General features: G+C 69.7%; 23 protein-coding genes. 13 read left to right on the top strand and 10 right to left on the bottom strand.

Annotation, left to right across the window (positions count from 1 at the left end; genetic code table 11):
* The 5 genes from DEH69_RS17435 to DEH69_RS17455 all read left to right on the top strand — a co-directional run.
* On the top strand, positions 1-436 hold a 436-nt coding region (locus DEH69_RS17435; RefSeq protein WP_369008272.1), incomplete at its 5' end, for a sensor histidine kinase.
* Positions 437-569: 133 nt separating this feature from the next.
* Complete coding sequence (locus tag DEH69_RS17440) at positions 570-2,192, top strand: recombinase family protein (RefSeq protein WP_147255657.1); 1,623 nt, start codon at positions 570-572, stop codon at positions 2,190-2,192.
* Between the two features lie 609 nt (positions 2,193-2,801).
* On the top strand, positions 2,802-3,050 hold the full coding sequence (locus tag DEH69_RS17445; protein WP_113687912.1) for a hypothetical protein: 249 nt from the start codon (positions 2,802-2,804) through the stop codon (positions 3,048-3,050).
* Positions 3,040-3,546 (top strand): hypothetical protein, encoded by a 507-nt coding sequence (locus DEH69_RS17450; protein WP_113687913.1) that lies wholly within the window; start codon positions 3,040-3,042, stop codon positions 3,544-3,546. The genes DEH69_RS17445 and DEH69_RS17450 overlap by 11 nt, the downstream gene beginning before the upstream one ends.
* Before the next feature lie 15 nt (positions 3,547-3,561).
* A complete protein-coding gene (locus DEH69_RS17455) occupies positions 3,562-4,401 on the top strand; it encodes a phage major capsid protein (protein WP_220131286.1) in 840 nt (279 codons plus the stop codon).
* A 190-nt stretch (positions 4,402-4,591) separates the two neighbouring features.
* Here DEH69_RS17455 and DEH69_RS31030 read toward each other — a convergent pair whose 3' ends face one another.
* From DEH69_RS31030 to DEH69_RS31580, 3 genes are read right to left on the bottom strand one after another with little or no spacing between them, the layout of a single operon-like run.
* The gene (locus DEH69_RS31030) at positions 4,592-5,086 is read right to left on the bottom strand and encodes a hypothetical protein (RefSeq protein WP_147255659.1); all 495 of its coding nucleotides are present in this window, start codon (positions 5,084-5,086) and stop codon (positions 4,592-4,594) included.
* A 30-nt stretch (positions 5,087-5,116) separates the two neighbouring features.
* A complete protein-coding gene (locus DEH69_RS17460; protein WP_113687914.1) occupies positions 5,117-5,632 on the bottom strand; it encodes an NUDIX domain-containing protein in 516 nt (171 codons plus the stop codon).
* Positions 5,629-7,023, bottom strand: coding sequence for an XRE family transcriptional regulator (locus tag DEH69_RS31580; RefSeq protein ID WP_181727471.1), 1,395 nt, complete (start codon positions 7,021-7,023; stop codon positions 5,629-5,631). Before DEH69_RS31580 ends, DEH69_RS17460 begins: the two co-directional genes overlap by 4 nt.
* Before the next feature lie 181 nt (positions 7,024-7,204).
* On the opposite strand from DEH69_RS31580, the gene DEH69_RS17470 reads away from it, so the two are divergent.
* Both DEH69_RS17470 and DEH69_RS17475 read left to right on the top strand, forming a co-directional pair.
* Complete coding sequence (locus DEH69_RS17470) at positions 7,205-7,417, top strand: hypothetical protein (RefSeq protein WP_113687915.1); 213 nt, start codon at positions 7,205-7,207, stop codon at positions 7,415-7,417.
* Positions 7,418-7,952: 535 nt separating this feature from the next.
* On the top strand, positions 7,953-8,534 hold the full coding sequence (locus DEH69_RS17475; RefSeq protein ID WP_113687916.1) for a hypothetical protein: 582 nt from the start codon (positions 7,953-7,955) through the stop codon (positions 8,532-8,534).
* Here DEH69_RS17475 and DEH69_RS17480 read toward each other — a convergent pair.
* The gene (locus DEH69_RS17480; RefSeq protein WP_113687917.1) at positions 8,531-8,932 is read right to left on the bottom strand and encodes a hypothetical protein; all 402 of its coding nucleotides are present in this window, start codon (positions 8,930-8,932) and stop codon (positions 8,531-8,533) included. The two genes, DEH69_RS17475 and DEH69_RS17480, sit on opposite strands and share 4 nt — an antisense overlap.
* Positions 8,933-9,046: 114 nt before the next feature.
* Between DEH69_RS17480 and DEH69_RS31035 the strand changes: the two genes are divergently transcribed.
* Entirely contained in the window at positions 9,047-9,355 is a 309-nt protein-coding gene (locus DEH69_RS31035; protein WP_147255660.1) for a hypothetical protein, read from the top strand.
* A gap of 97 nt (positions 9,356-9,452) precedes the next feature.
* On the top strand, positions 9,453-10,154 hold the full coding sequence (locus tag DEH69_RS17485; RefSeq protein ID WP_113687918.1) for a response regulator transcription factor: 702 nt from the start codon (positions 9,453-9,455) through the stop codon (positions 10,152-10,154).
* Here DEH69_RS17485 and DEH69_RS17490 read toward each other — a convergent pair.
* The 4 genes from DEH69_RS17490 to DEH69_RS17505 form a co-directional block, all read right to left on the bottom strand.
* Entirely contained in the window at positions 10,115-10,600 is a 486-nt protein-coding gene (locus tag DEH69_RS17490) for a DUF4442 domain-containing protein (protein ID WP_113687919.1), read from the bottom strand. The genes DEH69_RS17485 and DEH69_RS17490 overlap by 40 nt on opposite strands.
* A 91-nt stretch (positions 10,601-10,691) precedes the next feature.
* Positions 10,692-11,288: an HD domain-containing protein gene (locus tag DEH69_RS17495; protein WP_258534742.1), complete on the bottom strand. Its 597-nt coding sequence runs from the start codon at positions 11,286-11,288 to the stop codon at positions 10,692-10,694.
* Entirely contained in the window at positions 11,285-12,313 is a 1,029-nt protein-coding gene (locus DEH69_RS17500) for a phosphotransferase (RefSeq protein ID WP_181727472.1), read from the bottom strand. Before DEH69_RS17500 ends, DEH69_RS17495 begins: the two co-directional genes overlap by 4 nt.
* A 5-nt stretch (positions 12,314-12,318) precedes the next feature.
* A complete protein-coding gene (locus DEH69_RS17505; RefSeq protein ID WP_369008273.1) occupies positions 12,319-13,557 on the bottom strand; it encodes an MFS transporter in 1,239 nt (412 codons plus the stop codon).
* A 47-nt stretch (positions 13,558-13,604) separates the two neighbouring features.
* Here DEH69_RS17505 and DEH69_RS17510 point away from each other — a divergent pair, with 47 nt between their 5' ends.
* A complete protein-coding gene (locus tag DEH69_RS17510) occupies positions 13,605-14,816 on the top strand; it encodes an ROK family protein (protein ID WP_113687921.1) in 1,212 nt (403 codons plus the stop codon).
* Between the two features lie 47 nt (positions 14,817-14,863).
* On the opposite strand, the gene DEH69_RS17515 is transcribed toward DEH69_RS17510, so the two are convergent.
* Both DEH69_RS17515 and DEH69_RS17525 read right to left on the bottom strand, forming a co-directional pair.
* Positions 14,864-16,282: a hypothetical protein gene (locus tag DEH69_RS17515; protein ID WP_181727473.1), complete on the bottom strand. Its 1,419-nt coding sequence runs from the start codon at positions 16,280-16,282 to the stop codon at positions 14,864-14,866.
* 4 nt (positions 16,283-16,286) lie between these two features.
* Entirely contained in the window at positions 16,287-16,481 is a 195-nt protein-coding gene (locus DEH69_RS17525) for a hypothetical protein (RefSeq protein WP_113687931.1), read from the bottom strand.
* A 201-nt stretch (positions 16,482-16,682) separates the two neighbouring features.
* On the opposite strand from DEH69_RS17525, the gene DEH69_RS17530 reads away from it, so the two are divergent.
* The 3 genes from DEH69_RS17530 to DEH69_RS17540 are packed head-to-tail and all read left to right on the top strand — an operon-like array spanning position 16,683 to position 19,661.
* The gene (locus DEH69_RS17530) at positions 16,683-17,924 is read left to right on the top strand and encodes a MurT ligase domain-containing protein (protein ID WP_113687923.1); all 1,242 of its coding nucleotides are present in this window, start codon (positions 16,683-16,685) and stop codon (positions 17,922-17,924) included.
* Positions 17,925-17,941: 17 nt separating this feature from the next.
* Positions 17,942-18,673 (top strand): type 1 glutamine amidotransferase, encoded by a 732-nt coding sequence (locus DEH69_RS17535; protein ID WP_113687924.1) that lies wholly within the window; start codon positions 17,942-17,944, stop codon positions 18,671-18,673.
* A 40-nt stretch (positions 18,674-18,713) separates the two neighbouring features.
* On the top strand, positions 18,714-19,661 hold the full coding sequence (locus DEH69_RS17540) for a cytochrome c oxidase assembly protein (RefSeq protein WP_113687925.1): 948 nt from the start codon (positions 18,714-18,716) through the stop codon (positions 19,659-19,661).
* Positions 19,662-19,664 lie beyond the last annotated feature (3 nt).

Raw genomic sequence — 19,664 nt, forward strand, 5'->3', positions numbered from 1 at the left:
GCCCCGCGCGCCCGCGCCGGGGCTCGACCGGCTGCCCGAGCTGGCCGAACAGGCGGGCCGCGCGGGCCTGTCGGTCGCCACCGAGACGCGGGGGAGACCCGCACCGCTGCCCCCGGGCGCGGACCTCGCGGCGTTCCGCATCGTGCAGGAGGCGCTGACCAACACCGTCAGGCACTCGGGATCGCGCACCGCCCGCGTCCTGCTGCGCTACGGCCCCGACACGCTGGAGCTGCGCGTGGACGACGACGGGCCGTCCACCCGCGGCAGCGGCAGCGGCAGCGGTGGCGGCGGCAGCGGCCTGGTCGGCATGCGGGAACGCGCCGCGGCCTTCGGCGGTACCGTGGCCGCCGGCCCCAGGCCCGACGGCGGATTCCGCGTCACCGCCCGGCTGCCCCTGACCGGCCTGCCACACCCCGGCGACGAGGAGACGACGTGATCCGGGTCCTGCTTGCGGAGGAGGAGTGAACCCTTGCACACGTAGGGCGTGACCTGCGGGTTTCCGCTTGGGAAGCCGTTGCGCTCCCGGTGTGGTGAGGGGGATCACCGACGACCGGGGACGTGATCACGTCATGCCGAGCGAGCACGCTTGCACCATCTGCGGCCAGGTGGAGCCGAACGCCATCGACCTGTACACGCGCAAGTCGAAGCGCCTCAAGAAGGACGACCACCGCAGGGAACAGAGCACCGACGCGCAGCGGGAGCAGGGGCACCGTTGGGCGCACCGGAACGGGTACGCCGTCCGGAAGGTGTGGAAGGACATTCAGAGCGCTTTCAAGGACGTGAAGCGCTCGGATTTCGACCGGGCGTTGCGGGCGCTGGCCCAGGCGGAAGTTCCCGCCCTGTGGGCGTATGCGATCGACAGGTTCAGCCGTAAGGGCGCGGAAGACTTGTTGAAGGTGATCGGCAAGGCGCGGGTCATCTTCGATATGGACGGCCTTGACTCGAACGAATCGCGGGATCGTCGCTGGATCATCAACCGGGCCGAGGAAGCGCGGGAATACTCGGAGCAGTTGTCACAGCGGGTGTGTGACACGAAAGCCGAGCAGCGCGATAAGGGTCTGTGGGTTGCCGGGCGTCCGCCGTGGGGTTACAAGGTCACGCGGGACCGGTACCTGTACCCGGATGACACTCCGGCCGCCGAGGGCTTCATGTCCCGCGCTGAGGTGGTGCGGGAGATATTCCGCAGGGTCGCGGAAGAGGGGGCATCGACTCGGGATATCGTCCGCTGGCTCGACGGGGCCGGAGTTCCCGGGCCGGGCGGGAAGGGGTGGCGGTACGGGTATGTATCGCGAATGCTGCGGCACCCCGCGTATGTCGGCTGGCAGATGATCCAGGTGAAGGCCAAGCCAACTGTTTATCGCGACGACAGCGGCCACCGCGTGCGGCTGGTCGGCAAGGACGGTGGGCCCGTCGCGCTGGTGAGCGAGGAAAGGCAGCGAAAGGCACTCGCCACGCTGCAAGGGCTGATCGTTCAGCGCACGATTCCGCCGTGCACGCCGACGCGGAATACCCGCCCCAGGCACCTTCTGACGGGTCTTACTCGGTGCGGGGGTTGTGAGCACTCGATGCCGTTCCAGGGACGCTCTTACCAGTGTGCTGCCGTGATCGGCGGACGTAATTGCCCCGCACGGGCGGGAGTTCGGGGAGACCAGATAGAGGAATACGTCTTTCAGCGGTGGTTGGCACGGCTTACCAACGCGGAGCTTGACGATCCGATCATGTTGGCGGTCTCGGAGCGCTGGGCGGCTCGTGTGAAGCCGGAGGAAACCGAGGAGGAGCAGGCCGCGCGGGCAGTGCTGCGGGCCGCCGAGGCGGACCTTAAGCGGCTCCTGGACGACCGCCAGGCGGGCGTCTACGACGGGCCAGCAGCGCGGTACTTCGGTCCAATGCTCAAGGACGCCACGGCGGCCGTGGAATCCGCGCGGGAAGGGGTAGCGCGCTATTCCGCCGATGGGCCGTTGAACCTGCCGTTCGCCAGCCTGGACCGGGACGAACTCATAGCCGCGTGGGAGGCGGTGGACCTGCCGATGAAGCGCGACCTTTTGCGGCTGGCGATCAACCGCGTGACGATCGTCAAGGCACGCGCGCAGGGCGTGAAGTTCGACGGCGACGCCCGCGTGACGATCGAGTGGGCCGAGCCCGCCGAGTCCACCGACAGGGAGGGACAGGAAGCCATGGCCATGGCGGCCTGACGCGCGCCTGAGCCCTTCACGGCCCGTCTCGGGGGAGTTGCCCCGGGGCGGGCCGTTCGCTTGTCTGGGGGCCGCTGGACGAGACAAAGAACTGCTGTGATGTGCGCTACACAGGTCCTCGGCGGGTTCGTGATCTGTGGGGCGGCGCGGGCACTCATCCCAAGCCGGACCGATCAGCCGAGTGTAGTCACCCATATGCGTAGTGACATTTAGGGGTGACGGGTGACGAAATGACGAGGGTTTCACATCGCCCCTGCGAGAAGCGTGCTTCCCGTCTTTGTGCGAACAACCCCGACTCACATGTGAAACCGTCACTCGTCACCCCATCCGAACGCCGCTGTAGGAACCCCTTGCGCTCTCCCTATAGATGAGGGCATGGACGGCGCGCCGAGCACGTGAGAACGCGCCCCGTCGCATGCTCTTGGGGCGCACCGCAGAGCGTCTCGGACACAGGCTTCTCTCGACCGGTGGCACGCGCCCGTGGGGCGCCGCACCTTCTCATGGCCCCCGCGCATCGCGGGTGTTGCTCTCGCTGGATCTGCGGCCAGCGATGGAGCCACGCCCCGGCGCGGGGGCCATTCTTCGTATCCGCAGGAAGGGAAAACCTCCGTGACCGACACACGCGAAGAAATCGATCAGCACCGCCGGTTCATCGCGATTCTGTGCACCGTGATGTGGCTGGCCGCTTACGCCGGTGAGTGGGACACACACGCGAAGTACAAGACCATGCGCCGCGAGGTCAGCGAAGCACTTCGTGCCGTTGTTGAGACCGGACTCAGCAACGACACGTTGACGCGTGACGAGGCGGCGCGCGCCCTGTCGCCTATCGCGAGCCTGGAGACCGCGCGTGTCTTCTGATGCGCCCAGCGCGCCCCAGGCGGACGCCGACGCGCCGCACGGACCCGAGGACCACCAAGGGTCTGCCGAGCGCCCTACGGACGCCACAGCGGACGCCAGGACGGACGCCGACGACCAGGGCGCCAGCGCGGAGCACGAGGCCCGGATAGCCGAGCTGACCAAACGCGTTGCGGAGCTGGAGAAGGAGAAGGCGGACCGGGAACGCGAAGACGCGATAACCGATCTCGCAAAGCGGTACAGGAATATCACTCCCGAGATGCTGCACGTATTCGGAAACATGCCGCTCGAAGAACTACGGGAACGCGCCGCAGCGTTGGACTCCGCCATTCAGAAACAGAGTCCAAACCTGCCCATCGGGCGCGGCGGCCTGGACCCCACCGCCTCCGGCCCTCACGCCACATGGCCGGGCGCATTCCAGCGCGCACGAGAGAACCGCCGCAAGGGCGAAAGCGGCGTGACGTTCCTCAGCAACGGCCGATTCTCCGGCGAACTCTAGGAAAGGCAGGCAAACTTGAGTCTCTTCACAACTGCGCCCGGCGCGCAGGGCATCACACCCGACGACTACGCAACGCTTGTCATCCAACCGGTACAGGATGAATCGACGGCCTTTCAGGTCGCAACTCAGCTCGCGACCGATTCGACCCGGATGCATCTGCCGATCGTGGTAGAAGATGCCGGTGCCGCATGGGTACGCGAAGGCGAGGAAATCCCCAACGAGGATGCCACCCTTGGGGAAGAAGTCGTCATACCCGCGAAGGTCGGCGGGCTCACCGTCGTTTCCTCCGAACTGGCCGAGGACTCCAACCCCGACGCACAGCAGATCGTCGGCAACGGCCTGGCCCGCTCCATCGCCCGGCAAGTCGATGCCGCATTCTTCGGCAGCCTGCCGCATCCGGCCCCGAACGGACTGGAAAAGCTGACCGGAATATCGGGGGTCGCGGCCGGCCGCAAGTGGACGAATCTCGATCCGTTCCTGTCGGCAATCGCTGCGGCGGAGAATGTCGGCGCCACGCTGACGAGTTTCACCGCGCATCCGAATGACGCCCTGGCCCTGGCGCAGCTCAAGGAACAGACCGGCAGCAACCGGCCGTTGCTCGGCTCAGACCCGACCACACCGACACGTCGCGTCATCGCTGGGGTCCCGCTGTTCGTCTCCCCGGCCGTAACTCCGGGCACCGTGTGGGGAATCCCGCGCGACCGGGTATTCGTGGTGCTTCGGCGGGATGTGCGTGTGGACATCAGCGCCGACGCCTATTTCAGCTCCGACCAGGTAGCCGTTCGCGGAACCATGCGCGTCGGATTCGGCTTCCCACACCCCGCAGCAGTCACCAAGGTCACGCTCACGCAGTAGGAGTCAACAGGGTGGAGGGTGAGCCGAGACGCCCTGAGCGATTCACCGGAGCCGTATAGCCACTCGCTGAATGCGTGCGCATGACGACGCGTGCGTGTGCACCAACCTGGGGGGATACCCCCTCAGCGCCCCATGGAAGACCGCAAGCGTATAGCAGCTCGCACCGTGTACGGGTTCCAAGGTCGATGAGCTACACGTACCGACTGGCATTTTCTCGGAAAGAATAGAGTGAGGATGCCAGCCACAGATACCGCAGGCGCAGAAAGTCAACTCTTTCCGGACTGACTTGAGGATTTGTCTCAGTGATGAGGCTGCGAGCCTGATGACAGTAACTTAGATAGTTATATGCATCATTGACCAGCCTATTCGCTTCCTCGCAAATGGGGGGCGGGCCGTCAAGCGTAACAACTGATGCGCATACTCGAATCTCATTGAATTTCTTAATAGGTTCGTCGAGTTGCGAATCAAACTGCTCTGGGCGGTAGTCACCCTTGTATAGCGAGTCACAGAAGACCTGGGCCTGCTCTAGAAAACGATCATAAGCGCGCAGAAGTGCCAAGTAGGACTCGCGGCGCGCTTGTCGTTTGTTCAACCGCTCCGAAGAACTGGAATTTAGGTATGCGCCAGCCCAAGTTGCCACAGCGCCCACCAGTGCGCCCAGTACGGCGGCTAATACCTGATCCATGAATCCCCGATCCTCATCCTGAATTCACCGTCACCAGTGGGCGTGGCCAGATTCCGTGTAGCGCGGTCTTCCTGTCGCAAGTGCTTCGATGGCCTGGCTGACTCGATTACGGATGCGTGGGCGCAGAGCGGTAATTGCATCTTCCGGCGCATAGAAGGCGCAGGCGGAGAGTTCGGAATCATGTGGACGCAATGCCTTGACTTCGTGAGGGCTCAATTCTCCACCGTCAAAAATTATGACGATCTGATCGTCCCACGGTCCGTGTGGCGGGTCCCAATCCACGGACAACACGCCAAGTGGCTTTAGCTTAATTCCCAATTCTTCGAACAATTCACGGCTGGCTGCCTCAACAGGGGATTCGTTTGCTTCAACCATTCCGCCGGGGAGATCCCATCCGTCCTTATAGGTGGGATTTACTAGCAATACTCTTCCTGTGTCGTCACGAAGAATTACGTCAGCGGCGATACGCTTGCGCGCTTGCTTGGCGTTACCTTCCGCGAGATATGCATCCCATTCGGCGGTTCCGGGCTTTGGTTGGCGAGTCATGGCGCCTCCCCTGCGTTTTCCGGCGAGGTGATACCCGCCAGCAGTAGACTCCTTTGCCGATTAACTATTGCCAGGGAGTCTAGTAGATCGATCACTTGCGAATCGGACTTGAAGGGCTCCAAAGCTTCAGCTAGATCCATAAGCTGATACGTGATGCGCAGAGACCCCAGCATGCGGCAGGATTCGAGCAGTTCCACACCGATAGCGCATGCCGCATCCAAGTCTCCCATCTGTGCCCTGATCACTGCTAGGGAAATCTGGCTAAAAATTCTGCTACGTGCCCGTTCGCCGGTTCGCAAGGAGACCGCCCGCTCGGCCTCGTTAGCTGCCGCCGAAAGTTGGCCGAGATCTTTCAGGCATAGTACAGCCTCGCTGGCAAGTGAGGCCATATCGAAATCGCTGATCCAGGCAGACGGAAGTTCGTCGGGTTGACGTGTTAGATATTCGGCTGAAGCGTCGATCGCCCTGCGAAATTCTGACTCCCTGCCTGTGCGTGCAAAAGCACGGGCTTCCATGGCGTAGAGGCGGGCATTCAGGGTCGGGACAAGGGGACCAGATTTGGCAACTTGTTGCCCCGATTGCACAAGCGCCATCGCCTCCCGAGGCTGATTCATTTGCAGGGCTAGATGGCTCATGCTGGCCTTGATATGGGCACCTAGTGCACTATCAGAACCAGCTTGAGCGAGTGGCAAGGCGCGCTCAAAGTGCCGTCGCGCTCTCATGTCTTGACCCGAATCATGGGCCATCCATCCGGCCATTTCGGTCAGCGCGGCGGCAGCCGTAAAGGTGTCCATGGTGTTTGCGCTTTCGGTGCCGAAGATCCTTGGCGCAACACTGGTTCTCAGATAATGCGTTACTGAGCTGTAAAGATGCCCTCCGCCAAGCTGACGGTCCGCCATCCTGAATGAGTCCATGGCCGCCCTATCAGAGTCCGGAATATCTGGCAGCGAGGATTCCGAGTCCGCTTGTGGCACCGCGAGCGGAATAAAAGGCGGCATGGCCGTATTGGGAACCGATCTACGTTGCCCTGCGCCCCTGACGCTAGCCCTGGTATTGGTAGATCCGTCAAGCCCCTTTGGGGAACTCTCCCATGGCCGCCTCGGCAGACCGAGAATTTCGCCAGGAATCCCGAAGCCATCGGCAACGCGTTCAATCACGCTTCGCCCGCGAATACCTCGGACACCCCGGATGATGTCGCTCACGCGGGAACTCGTCATCTTGCCGATGGCAGCTGCGATATCCGCGTGACTGGAACCAGTGCGCCTGTTGACCAGGCGGAAGATCTCCTGAAAGTTCCGCGTGGCGCACGCTCGCTGCATGGCCTCACTGTTCAGCAGCGCGTCAGGGATCGTCAGCGGGTAGCCGGTGCGCTGGGCTGCGCGGTCGTCCATGGCTCACCTAGCAGGGTCGGCAGCGATGTACCCCAAGGGTAGCCCCGGCCTGGTTAGCGGGGTTCCCCAAAGCCCCTTGCGGGGTTCCCCGTTCCCTGTGTCCATGCCTGCCCGCCCTGGCGAAGCTCGTAGGGCGCGCATATGCCGCACCCCCGCGACCGTGGCTAGACGGCCCGGGGGCATGGACCACCTGAAAGGCCAGGCAGCCATGAGCAAGACTAGCCACGATCACCCGAAGGTGGGCGAGCTGGTGAGAGACGCGGCCGGCCGCGTGGGCGCCTACATGGGCCAGGCGGGACCGTACGCGATGCTCCGCCCGCAGGGTGGCGGCAAGGAATGGCAGGCCCGCCGCAGCGACTTGCGACCGTTCACGCCGGAGCGTTGCCATGCCTGAACGCGAAGTCTCCGCCTATCCGAAATCCGCTGACGTTCAGCAACTCCATTCCGCTGCCGAGATGCACGAAGAAGAGTGCGACGACTGCTCGACCGGTTCCCGGTGTGTCATAGGGGAACGACTGAGTGCGGCGGTTGAAATCGCCGACGCTGAGCTTGCCGGGTGAGCATATCCAGGGAGCCGAAGCAGAGCCGCAGCAGTGATCCCCCCTCCTTCTACTGCGGCACTTGCTTCGGTCACCGGAAGATTTGGTGCCCGCACTGCTACGGCTTCTTCGGCTGCGACACGTGCACAGGCACATGGAAAGTCCCATGTCCGGAGTGTGCGGGCGGGACCCTCGAACCGATCACCAGCTATCGCTTTTGACCGAGGAGAAACCGCACCTCAAGGTTCCCGATCCTGCGGAGAAGTTCCCGTAGCGGCCTCTGCGGGATCGGGTTTCAACCCCCGCCCCTGTCGGCGGATATAGGACAGCGCGACGGCAGGGGAGGGAGCGCAAGGCACAACCTAACCCGAAACACGAAGGAGTTCGGTCGTGACCACAGCAATTGCCCTGCCGTCGCCCGACAGGGTGGCGGAAAGGGCACATCAAATCCTGGTCGCCATCCAGGCCGACCGGGAATACGGCGCCTTCGAGGCCGCCACCCTCGAATACTCCGAGGACTGGCAGTGCTTCACCGGCTTCCCGGTCATCAGCGAATGGCACCTTGAGAGCGACGCCCCCGCCCTCCTCATCGAGGGACTGCGGGCGTTGGCCCTCAAGGCCGCCGTCTACGAACTGACCGGCGACGAGAACACGGCGGAAATCCCGATCGCCGTTCCCGTGGACGAGATGACGCACGCGATGATCGCTCAGCCGCAGCTCTTGGCACGCATCGCGGAGCGCGTCGGCGTCCACATCATCCACCAGACGGACCAGGAGCACACCGACTACAGCCGGGGCGACTTCACGCACTCCGCCTACGTCGCCGCCTGGGGCGAGCCGCCGTCCCGTTACTGGCTGGACCACAACGAGGTGATCCGGCGCCGGGAGCTGCTGGCCGAGCGATACGACAGCATCGGCCTGGCCCGCTCCGGACGCGAACACCGCATCACCTTCGAGGTCCCGGCCGCCTAATTGAGAGCGCGGCGCAGCGTCTCAGTCACATTGACTTCCGGGAAACGGCGACCGATCTCGGAAATGGCCTTCTCAATAAGCACGTCGAGAACGCCGGGCGCTGCGCCGTGCAACACCTCGCGCAGATAGTCGGCAAGTTCGTCCGCGCTGTCGGGCAACGTCAGATCGGCGGTCAGCGAAATGCCGTCCGACTTGTAGCGGGCTGCGGGAACGCCCACCTTGTCCGGATGGACACAGACGGGAATGCCGTCCGCCGTGTACCGGTGGCCGTCCTCCGGATTGAACGGGAAATCTCTGGATGGCCGCTCGGCAACGTCGAATTCCCCCAGCGGAAATCGCCTTGCCGGACACACGCCGCAAGCCGGGTGCCGTTCATACGGAACGAACGCGTCAACCATGACGGGAGTCTAGCCAGCAAGAGCAGACCAGTTAGCCAATTCGAACATCGAGCTAGGACCCCGGCGGGTGCGCGAACACCCCCGGGGCATGGCCAACAGATCGGAGCTGTTGACGTGCAGAACCTTACCGCCCGCTTCATTGCGTGGCTCGGGTTGCTCATCCATCCTTCGGGCCGCCACCGCGCTGACGCGGGACGTAGCGGGGCTGTTCCCCTCATTCCGGCCACCATTCCCCACGATCCGCCGACCATGGAATTGCCACCGGCAGAGCCACCCACCATCCGCAACGACGCGCCCCCACATGCCGAATACGCCGACCTTGAAGGGCTGGACGAAGTCAGCGACGAAGAACGGGCGTACTGGCTCACAGTGCTTGAGCAGTCCGCCCAGGTCAGAGAGCGCGCCGCAGCACGACGCGGCTAGCCGCTCGTCGGCAGCCGCCCCGAGCCGCCCCGTCCGTGCGCTGCCCCCGTGGCGCACGGGCGGGGCTTCCGCATGGGTGCCGCCTACCCTGGTTGCCATGACCGCGACGCGCCCCGGGGACCCCAACGTAAGATGTGTAAGAGTCCTCCTCGCCGACGACCAGGTGCTCGTGCGGGCGGGGTTTCGCGCCCTGCTGGACGCGCAGCCCGACATCGAGGTCACCGGCGAGGCCGCGGACGGCGAGCGGGCCCTGGCCCTGGCGCGCGAACGCCGCCCCGATGTGGTGCTGATGGACATCCGGATGCCGGTGCTCGACTGCCTGGCCGCCACGCGCCGCATCACCGAGGACCCCGACCTCACGGGGGTGCGGGGCGTCATGCTCACCACGTTCGAGCTGGACGAGTACGTCTTCGAGGCCATCAGGTCGGGCGCCTCCGGCTTCCTGGTCAAGGACACCGAGCCCGACGAGCTGGTCCGCGCCGTCCGGGCCGTCGTGGCGGGCGACGCGCTGCTCTCGCCCGGGGTCACCCGCCGCCTGATCGCCGAGTTCGCCGCCCGTTCCAAGGAGCCCGCGGCCGCGGCCGGGCTCGCCGGGCTCACCGAGCGGGAACGGGAGGTGATGGCCCTGGTCGGCATCGGGCTGTCCAACGAGGAGATCGCCCGGCGGCTGGTCGTCTCGCCGCTGACCGCCAAGACCCACGTCAGCCGCGCCATGGTCAAGCTCGGCGCCCGCGACCGGGCCCAACTCGTCGTTCTCGCCTACGAGTCGGGGCTGGTGCGGCCGGGCTGGCTGGGCTGACGCCGCACGTACACCTGCTTGCGCACCCGCGCCACCACCGTGCCGTCCGCGGCCACCACCGTGCACGCGAACCACGGCAGCACCTTCTCGCCGCCCTCGGCCGCCGCCCGTATCTCGGCCACGCGCTCCTCGGACAGCGTGAACTCCGCGAACACGTCGCCGCGCCCCGGGGAGACGTACTCGATCTCCGCCGACTTGTCCCACACCACATAGCCACGACCGAGCCGCTGCACGAGCATCAGCGCCCAGAACGGGTCGCACATCGCGTACAGCGAGCCGCCGAACTGCGTCCCGAACCAGTTCCGGTTCCACCGGCCCAGGCGCAGCCGCACCCGGAGGTGTCCCCAGTCGTCGGCGATCTCCTGCACCCGCACCCCGGCCCCCCGGAACGGCGGCCACCAGCGCATCAGCCGGCGCAGCGTGCCCGGCCTGACCGAACGAGCCATGCCCGGACGCTACCACGCGCCCCTACCCGCGGGTAACCTCGGCCCGTCCCCGCGGGGTTCCACCGCAGGGCCCGATCGCGGGGCCCCGCCGTCAGGCCCGCACGGGGAAGGCCGCCTGGAACGCCAGCCGCCCGTCGGCCCCCGCGCCGATCCGTTCCAACTCCTCGTCGAGCGCCAGGAATTCCTCCCACCGCTCCCCGCCACCCGCGGCCACGAGCAGCGCGAGCAGCCGGTCCTCGAGGCCGGGCACGCGCTTGTTCTTCCAGACCTTGTCCGCGACGCTCACCAGCACGTCCTCCAGCCCCACCCCCGGCCGGTCCCACGCGGCGTGCGTCCCCGCGAAGCGCGCCAGCCGCGGCTCGACCCCGCGTTCCAGCAGGAGCCGCCGCCCGGCCTCCTCGTGCGCCGCGCCAGGGCCAGAGAGCTCGGCCACCCACGCGACCTTGCCGATGTCGTGCGTGGCCGCGCCGAACAGCACCGCCTCCCGGTCCAACGGCACCGCGGGATGGCGCGGCCCAACCCACGCGACGAGCTGGTAGGCCACGTCGTGCACGGCCCGCAGGTGCGCCGCGAGCCGCGGCGGCGCGGCCAGCTCGACCAGCAGCGCGGCCACCTCTTCGGGCAGCGGCCGCAGCGGCGGATCGCCCGGCTCGCGCAGCGCCCGCGCCAGCGGACCCCCGCCGCTCACCGCCCGGGCCGCCCGAGCCGCCCGGCCGTTCCCGGCAGCGCGGCCACCGCCCGCTCCACCGCGCCCGCCAGGCCCCCCCAGGCGAGCTCGGTGTCGGGCGTGCGCCGGTGCGGGCCGCGGAACTCGCCCAGGAACTCGGCGAGATCGTCCAGGTCCCAGCGCAGCCGGTACAGCGAGAGCGCCTCCGCCGACGGCTCACGCCCCGAGGCCGCCGCGTACGCCTCGAGCGCCGCCGGGTCCCCGGCCGTCGCCAGCCACAGGTCGCGCTCGGGCGGCGCGAGCCCCACGGTGTCCCAGTCCACCAGGCGACGCCGCCCGCCCGCCCGCAGCACATTGCCCGGATGCGGCTCGCCGTGCGTGATCACCAGCGCCGTGCCGTCGCCGCCCACGCGCCCGGCCAACGCGTCGAACCACGCGAGCACATCGCGCAGCACCCCCGCGCCGTACGAGGCGAGCAGCTCGCGCGCGGGCTCGGCGTACGGGCCGCCCGACCACGGCGCGCCCAGCTCGTCGAGCGCCGCCTCGACCACGTCACGCGCGGCGAGGGCCACGTCGTGCGCCGGCGCGTCGGGCACGGCGGGCGTCGCACGGTGCAGCCCGGCCAACAGCCGGGCCAGCGCCCCCCGTTCGTCCGTCGGCACCGCGTCGCCGAAGTCCCCGGCCACGCCGTCGACGAACGGGAAGACCGACAGCGCGTACCGCTCGCCCCACCGCAGCACCGCCTCGCCACGGGCCGTCGGCAGCGGGGCGACCACGCAGTCGAGTCCGCCGTCCCCCGCCAGCGCCACGGCGGTCCCCAACGCTGCCCGCAGCCCCGCGAACTCGCCCGCCGCGGCCTGCTCCCCGCGCCGCCCCAGGTCCGTCACCGTGACGAACCTGCGCTCGCCCGTGGCGCCCTCGGCCACCCAGTGGTGGTCGCCGAAGCCGACCGGCACATGGCGCACCGCGGCGGGCGACCACCCCCACGACTCCCGCACCGCGGCGGCCAGTTCCCCATCCCCGACGTCATCCGGCCTGGTCCTCATGACCTTCAGCGTACGGCGTCGGCCTGCGGCCTCAGCGCGCCGCGCAGCGCCCACACGGTCACCGCGGTCACCGCGGCCAGCAGCGCCACGGTCGTCATCGCCGCGGGCAGCGTGAGCCAGTCCGCGAGGAACCCGATCGCCACGGGCCCGAGCAGCAGCCCGCCGTAGCCCAGCGTGGAGGCGGCCGCGACGCCCCGCGGCCCGGCGAGCGCACCGGCCTGCCCGATGGCGACGGGGAAGATGTTGGCCAGGCCCAGCCCCGTCACCACGAAACCGGCGAGCGCGAGCCACACGGTGGGCGCGAGCGACGCCAGCAGCATCCCGCCCGCCGCCGTCGCGCCACCCGCCATCAGCGTCCGCTCCTGCCCGAGCCGCCGCAGCGTCGCCATGCCCGTCAGCCGGCCCACCGTCATCGCGAGCGCGAACACCGCGTAACCCGCGCCCGCCACCCCCGCCCCGGCGTCGAGCGACTCCCGCAGGTGCAGCGCGCTCCAGTCCGCAAGCGCCCCCTCGCCGTAGGCCGTGCACAGCGCGACAAAGCCGAGCACCGCCACCACCCATCGTGTACGGCCGCGCGGCGCCTCGTCCCGGCCCGGGCCGTTCCCCCGGCCGTTCGCCCGCGCCCGGAGCACGGGCGCGGGCGCGGGACGCGACAGCAACGCCCACCCCGCCACCGCCGCGACCCCCACGCCGATGGCCGCGAGCAGCGCCAGGTGCCAGGCGGCGCTGAGGTGTTCGGCCACCAGCCCGCCCAGGCCCGCGCCCAGCATCCCGCCCAGGCTGAACCCCGCGTGGAAGCTCGGCATCACCGGTCTCCGCAATGCCGCGACCATGTCCACCGCGGCGCTGTTCACCGCCACGTTCATCGCGCCGAACGCCGTGCCGAAGACCAGCAGCACCGCCCCCAGCGTCACCGCCGACTGCGTGTGCGGCGGCAGCGCCACGCTCAGCGCCAGCAGCGTGCCCGCCACCACGGCCACCGGGTGGTTGCCGTACCGCTGGCACAGCAGCCCCACCAGCGCCATCGTCACCACCGCGCCCGCCGACACCCCCAAAAGCGCCAGCCCGAGCGCGCTCGACGACGCCCCCGTCTGGTCCTTGATGTCAGGGATGCGCACCACCCACCCCCCGAACACGAAGCCGCTGAGCGCGAAGAACGCCGTCAGCGCCCATCGCGACCCGCGCAACGCCCCGACGCCGTCCGGCGGTCGGGGCCCGCTCGCGCGCCGCGGGCCGGGCACCAGAACCGCCCGCAGTTTGTTTATCGGAGACACAAAGCCAGAATAGGCGGGTGACCTCCCCCCGGACCAGGCTCGACAGAGGCCGGAACGCCCTCGGCCCCGCGCTCGAACTCGTGCACACAGGCCGCGCCCCCACCCGCGCCGTCCTCACCACCGAACTCGGCGTTACCCGGGCCACCGCGGGCGCCGTCGCGGGCGAGTTGCAGACACTCGGCCTCATCACCGTCGACTCCAGGCCCAGCGCCGCCCCCGGCAGCCAGGGCCGCCCCTCCCACCGGCTGTCCGTCGCCGCCGACGGCCCCGTCGCCCTCGCCGCCCAGGTGCACGCCGACGGCTTCCGCGCCGCCCTCGTCGGCCTCGGCGGCCACATCGTCGCCACCGCCCCCGGCTGCGTGACCGTCGACGCCGACCCCGCCCAGGTCCTCGGCGAGGTGGTCGCCGCGGGCGCCGCCCTGCTCCGCGACACCGGCCGCCGCTGCGTCGGCGCCGGGCTCGCCGTCCCCTCCGCCGTCGCCGAACCCGAGGGCACCGCGCTCAACCCCCTCCACCTCGCCTGGCCCGTCGGCGCCCCGGTCCGCGACATCTTCAACGACTGCCTCGCCGCCGCCGGCCTCCACGTCACCGGCCACTGCGGCAACGACATCAACCTCGCCGCCCTCGCCGAGCACCGCCACGGCGCGGGCCACGGCGCCGCACACCTGCTGTGCGTCGCCACCGGCCACCGCGGCGTCGGCGGCGCCCTCGTCCTCGAAGGCCGCCTCCACAGCGGCAGCGCGGGACTCGCCCTCGAAGTCGGCCACCTCACCGTCGACCCCGACGGCCGCCCCTGCCACTGCGGCAGCCGCGGCTGCCTCGACGTCGAGACCGACCCGCTCGCCCTCCTCGAGGCAGCGGGCCGCGCCCCAGGACCCGAAGGGTCCCTGCTGGCCCAGGCCCAGGACCTGCTCACCGGCGAACACGCCACCGACCCCGCCGTCCGCGACGCCACCGCCACCGTCATCGACCGCCTCGGCCTCGGCCTCGCCGGACTCGTCAACATCCTCAACCCCGACCGCATCATCCTCGGCGGCCTGCACCGCTGGCTGCTGGCCGCCGACCCTGACCGCCTGCGCGCGACCGTGGAGGAACGCAGCCTGTGGGGGAGGAGCGGCGCCGTCCCCATCGAGCCCTGCACGCTCGATCACAACAGCCTGGTCGGCGCCGCCGAGCTCGCCTGGCAGCCCGTACTCGACGACCCCCTCAGCGCCCTCGCCACCGTCTGACCACCCCGAGCCCGCCCCCCCACCGCCCACGGCCGCACCCGGCCGCCTCAGCCCCCGCCCCCGCGCGGCGCCACCGCCCCCACCCGCTGCGGCAACAACGCCAACACCGCACGCCGCAACATCTCGTCCGTCGCCGCGTCCCCCGGATCGGGCGTCGCGGGCACCTGCAACCGCAGCACGGGCCCCGCCCCCAGCCGCGCGAACCCCCGCCCCGGCGGCGCCCACCCCGACGGCATCACCCGCGGCGCCACCCCGAGTACCGCGCCCGCCTGCTCACCCGACACCGCCCCCAGCACCACCCGCGCCCGCGCGCACACCGGCACCGCCCCACCCAGCGCCCCAAGCCCCTCGAACTGCTCGGCCAGCGCCACCGTCACCCGCCCCGCCCGCCCGAACCGCAGCGGAACGTCCAGCAGCGCCAACGGATCCCGCAACCCCTCCACCCGCGCCAGATGCCGCAACAGCGCCGGCCGGTCCACCACGATCCACAACGGCCGCTCCACCCCCTCCCCACCCGCGAGCAGCCGCCGTTCCGTCTCACGGGCCGCCCACTCCAGCGCCGCCACCGCCCCACCGGGCGACGACTCCGCCGCCACCACCCCCGCCCGCCCCGCGAAACACCCGAACCCCCCCGCCCCACACCCGTCCACCAGCAGCACATCCCCCTCCTCCAACGCCTGCAACGCCAGCGACCTCAGCAACGACGTCGCCCCCGCCCCCGGCAACGCCACCGCCAGCAGATGCGCGTGCGCCGCCCGCACCCCCGTACGCCACACCACCGGCGCCGCGTTCACCCGCGCCGCGTAGTCGGGACCCGCGAGCACCGGCACCGTACGGTCCACCACATCCGGATCCGTGAACCCCAGCACCACCTCACCCGGCCCCGTCACGAACCGCTGCGCGCCGATCCCCGTCGGCAGCGGCCCGAGCACCACCATCTCCAGCTCGCCGCGCTCCTCGTCCCACCGGAACCTGAACTCCCGCTCCCGCCCCGCCTTCCCTGCGAGCAGCCGCTCCACCCGCCCCCTGCACTCCTCGTCGCCGTCGGGAAAGAACGCCGGATACCGCAGCCGCAGCCGCGCGAGCCGCCCGTCGCCCCCGAACGCCACCGACGTGAAGCACCGCTCCCACGCCCCGCCGTACGCGTACAGCGGCTCCGGCGAAGGATCGGCCGCCGACGCGAACAACGGCACCAGCGCCTCGTACACCATCGCGAGCCGCGCCTCCACATCCGGCTCGCCCACCGGCTCCGGGCCCCCCTCACCCCACCCCGCCCACACCGCGGCGACCAGCAGCACCCCCAGACACACCGCGGGCCCGAACGGCACCACCGCCACCAGCAGCGCCGCGGCGGCCACCCCCGCCGCCGCGGGCAGCCGCCGTTCCCCCGGCAGCCGCCCCCACCTCCGCCGGGCACCCCCGGCCAGCCGCGCGAACCCGCGGAAGACCACCCTCGCCGCAGTCATGGCGCTACAGGCTGATCCCGCCCAGCAGTTCGGCGATGCTCGCCCCACCCGCCTGGATGCTCGGGGCCACCGCCGTCCCCGCCAGATAGAACCCGAACAACGAGCACACCGCGGCGTGCGACAGCTTCAGGCCGTCCTTGCGGAAGAACACGAAGACGACGACACCGAGCAGGACAACCCCCGAAATGGACAAGACCATGAGCACTCCCGAAACGGATGGAACGGCCGAGCGGCATTCCCCGCGAGCACTCTAAAACGCACAAACAGTAGTTTTTATCCCGACAAGTGCATATGGCGGAAAGCTCCGCCCCCGCCGTGCGCGAGGCCCCACGCGGTGCGGGACCCGCCCAGGACCTCGATAGGCTGGGCGCCAGGCCAAGGGCGAGGAGGAACAAGGACGATGGCAGAGAGCGCGCAGCCGCTGTCGGCGCGGGCGAGGCTGGCCGTGACGGCCGGCAAGGCGGCGGCCGCCGTGTCGCGGGCCGCTGGCCGCGGCAGCGGTTCGGTGATCGGCGGCAAGGTGGCCCTCAAGGTGGACCCCGAGCTGCTCTCCCGGCTCGCCGGACACCTGGACGTCGTCCTGGTCTCGGCGACCAACGGCAAGACCACCACCACCCGCCTCATCGCCGAGGCGCTGCGCGCCGGAGGCGAGGTCGTCTCCAACGCCCTCGGCGCCAACATGCCCGCCGGCATCACCTCCGCCCTCTCCGGAGGCGCGACCGCCCGCTTCGGCGTCATCGAGGTCGACGAGAAGTACCTCGCGGGCGTCGCCCGCGACGTCACCCCCAAAGCCATCGCCCTGCTCAACCTCTCGCGCGACCAGCTCGACCGCGCCGCCGAGACCCGCATGCTCGCCGAACGCTGGCGCGAGGGACTCCAGGGCAGCAAGGCCACCGTCATCGCCAACGCCGACGACCCCCTCGTCGTCTGGGCCGCCTCATCGAGCCACGACGTCGTCTGGGTGGCCGCGGGCCAGGAGTGGAAGGACGACGCCTGGTCCTGCCCGTCCTGCGGCGGCGTGCTCCACCGCCCCGACGACACCACCTGGACCTGCGGCGACTGCGGCTTCGGCCGCCCCGTACCCACCTGGGTCCTCTCCGGCGACACCGTCATCGACCCGAACGGCTCCGCCTGGCCCATCCGCCTCCAGCTCCCCGGCCGGGCCAACAAGGCCAACGCCGCCACCGCCACCGCCACCGCCGCCGCGTTCGGCATCCCCCCGCACATCGCCCTCGAACGCATGCAGTCGGTCGCCGCCGTCGCTGGCCGCTACGACGTCGTCAGCCACCGCGGCCGCGACATCCGGCTCCTCCTGGCGAAGAACCCTGCGGGCTGGCTCGAGACGTTCTCCCTGATCGACCCCCCACCCACCCCCGTCATCCTCTCCGTCAACGCCCGCGGCGCCGACGGCACCGACACCTCCTGGCTCTGGGACGTCGACTACGGCCGCCTCATCGGCCACCCCATCGCCGTCATCGGCGACCGCCGCCTCGACCTCGCCGTCCGCCTCGAGGTCGCCGGCGTCGACTTCCGTGTCTGCGAGAGCCTCACCGAGGCACTCCAGACGCTGCCGCCCGGCCGCATCGAGGCCATCGCCAACTACACCGCCTTCCAGGACCTCCGCCGCGCCGTCGGCAACTGAATCGAGGACGACACCCCATGAGCACCTCCGGCCTCCGCGTCGTCTGGGTCTACCCCGACCTGCTGAGCACCTACGGCGACCAGGGCAACGTTCTCGTCGTCGAACGCCGCGCCCGGCAGCGCGGCCTGACCGTCGAACGCGTCGACGTCCGCTCCGACCAGACCATCCCCACCTCGGGCGACATCTACCTCGTCGGCGGCGGCGAAGACCGCCCCCAGCGCCTGGCAGCCGAGCGCCTGCGCCGCGACGGCGGCCTGCACCGCGCCGTCGACAACGGCGCGATCATCTTCTCCGTCTGCGCCGGATACCAGATCCTCGGCCACGAGTTCGTCAACGACCTCGGCCAGCGCGAGCCAGGGCTCGGCCTCCTCGACGTCGTCAGCGTCCGCGGCACCGGCGATCGCTGCGTCGGCGACGTCCTCGCCGACATCGACGAGACCCTGCGCCTGCCCCAGCTCACCGGCTTCGAGAACCACCAGGGCGTCACCCAGCTCGGCCCCGGCGCCCGCCCGTTCGCCCGCGTCCGCCTCGGCAACGGCAACGGCACGGGCGACGGCACCGAGGGCGCCTGGTCAGGCACCGTCTTCGGCACCTACATGCACGGCCCCGTCCTCGCGAGGAACCCCCAGATCGCCGACCTCCTCCTCAAGCTGACCCTCGACGTCAACGCCCTCCCCCCGGTCGACGACCGCTGGTACGAGGCACTGCGCGCCGAACGGATCGCCGCCGCCACCCAGGCAGCCGCCTGACCCGCTGCCCTACCCCCCGGATCCCCACGGAACGAGCATCATGGACCACGACGGACACGGCGTCGGCACCGACCTCCCCCCGTTCACCCTCGAACGGGCCCTGGAGATCAGCCCCGACCCCGTCTTCCTCATCGGCAGCCTCGTCGCGCTCGCCCTCTACGCCTGGGGAGTCCTGCGGCTGCGCGGCAGGGGCGACGCGTGGCCGATCGGGCGCACCCTCGCGTTCACCCTCGGCCTGCTGACCGTCGTCGCCGTCACCTGCACCGGGCTCAACGACTACGGCATGGTCCTGTTCAGCGCCCACATGACGCAGCACATGGTGATCAGCATGGTCTCCCCGCTGCTGCTGCTCCTGGGCGCCCCCATCACGCTGGCCCTGCGGGCCCTGCCCACCGCGGGACGCGGCGGGCGCGGCCCGCGGGAGCTGCTGGTCGCCGTGCTCCACAGCCGCTGGGCACGCGTGATCAGCAGCCCGCTGTTCACCATCACGCTCTTCATCGCCAGCCTCTACGGCCTCTACTTCACGCCCCTGTTCGACTTCCTGATGGGCAGCCGCATCGGCCACCTGGCGATGATGCTGCACTTCCTCGCGGTCGGCCTGGTGTTCTTCTGGCCCATCATGGGCATCGACCCCGGCCCCCACCGCGCGGGCCACCTGATGCGGATGCTCGAACTGTTCGCCACCATGCCGTTCCACGCCTTCTTCGGCATCGCGCTGATGATGGCCACCGAGCCCATGGTCGACACATTCGCCTCCCCACCCGCCTCCCTCGGCGTCCACGCCGTCGAGGACCAGGAGGCCGCGGGCGGCATGGCCTGGGCCTTCAGCGAGATCCCCACCGTCGTCGTGCTCCTCGCCCTCGTCGTCCAGTGGTACTTCTCCGAGCAGCGCAACGCCCGCCGCATCGACCGCGCCGCCGACCGCACCGGCGACCGCGACCTCGCCGACTACAACGCCTACCTCGCCTCCCTGCACTCCCGCCACTGACCG

The organism is Streptomyces sp. PT12, from assembly GCF_003311645.1.
Classification (GTDB): Bacteria; Actinomycetota; Actinomycetes; order Streptomycetales; family Streptomycetaceae; genus Streptomyces.

Coding starts and splice junctions, on each gene's coding strand:
- DEH69_RS17440 (WP_147255657.1), top strand. CDS start 570: ATGCCGAGCGAGCACGCTTGCACCATCTGCGGCCAGGTGGAGCCGAAC.
- DEH69_RS31030 (WP_147255659.1), bottom strand. CDS start 5,086: ATGGATCAGGTATTAGCCGCCGTACTGGGCGCACTGGTGGGCGCTGTG.
- DEH69_RS17460 (WP_113687914.1), bottom strand. CDS start 5,632: ATGACTCGCCAACCAAAGCCCGGAACCGCCGAATGGGATGCATATCTC.
- DEH69_RS31580 (WP_181727471.1), bottom strand. CDS start 7,023: ATGGACGACCGCGCAGCCCAGCGCACCGGCTACCCGCTGACGATCCCT.
- DEH69_RS17470 (WP_113687915.1), top strand. CDS start 7,205: ATGGACCACCTGAAAGGCCAGGCAGCCATGAGCAAGACTAGCCACGAT.
- DEH69_RS17480 (WP_113687917.1), bottom strand. CDS start 8,932: ATGGTTGACGCGTTCGTTCCGTATGAACGGCACCCGGCTTGCGGCGTG.
- DEH69_RS17485 (WP_113687918.1), top strand. CDS start 9,453: ATGACCGCGACGCGCCCCGGGGACCCCAACGTAAGATGTGTAAGAGTC.
- DEH69_RS17490 (WP_113687919.1), bottom strand. CDS start 10,600: ATGGCTCGTTCGGTCAGGCCGGGCACGCTGCGCCGGCTGATGCGCTGG.
- DEH69_RS17500 (WP_181727472.1), bottom strand. CDS start 12,313: ATGAGGACCAGGCCGGATGACGTCGGGGATGGGGAACTGGCCGCCGCG.
- DEH69_RS17515 (WP_181727473.1), bottom strand. CDS start 16,282: ATGACTGCGGCGAGGGTGGTCTTCCGCGGGTTCGCGCGGCTGGCCGGG.
- DEH69_RS17525 (WP_113687931.1), bottom strand. CDS start 16,481: ATGGTCTTGTCCATTTCGGGGGTTGTCCTGCTCGGTGTCGTCGTCTTC.
- DEH69_RS17530 (WP_113687923.1), top strand. CDS start 16,683: ATGGCAGAGAGCGCGCAGCCGCTGTCGGCGCGGGCGAGGCTGGCCGTG.
- DEH69_RS17535 (WP_113687924.1), top strand. CDS start 17,942: ATGAGCACCTCCGGCCTCCGCGTCGTCTGGGTCTACCCCGACCTGCTG.
- DEH69_RS17540 (WP_113687925.1), top strand. CDS start 18,714: ATGGACCACGACGGACACGGCGTCGGCACCGACCTCCCCCCGTTCACC.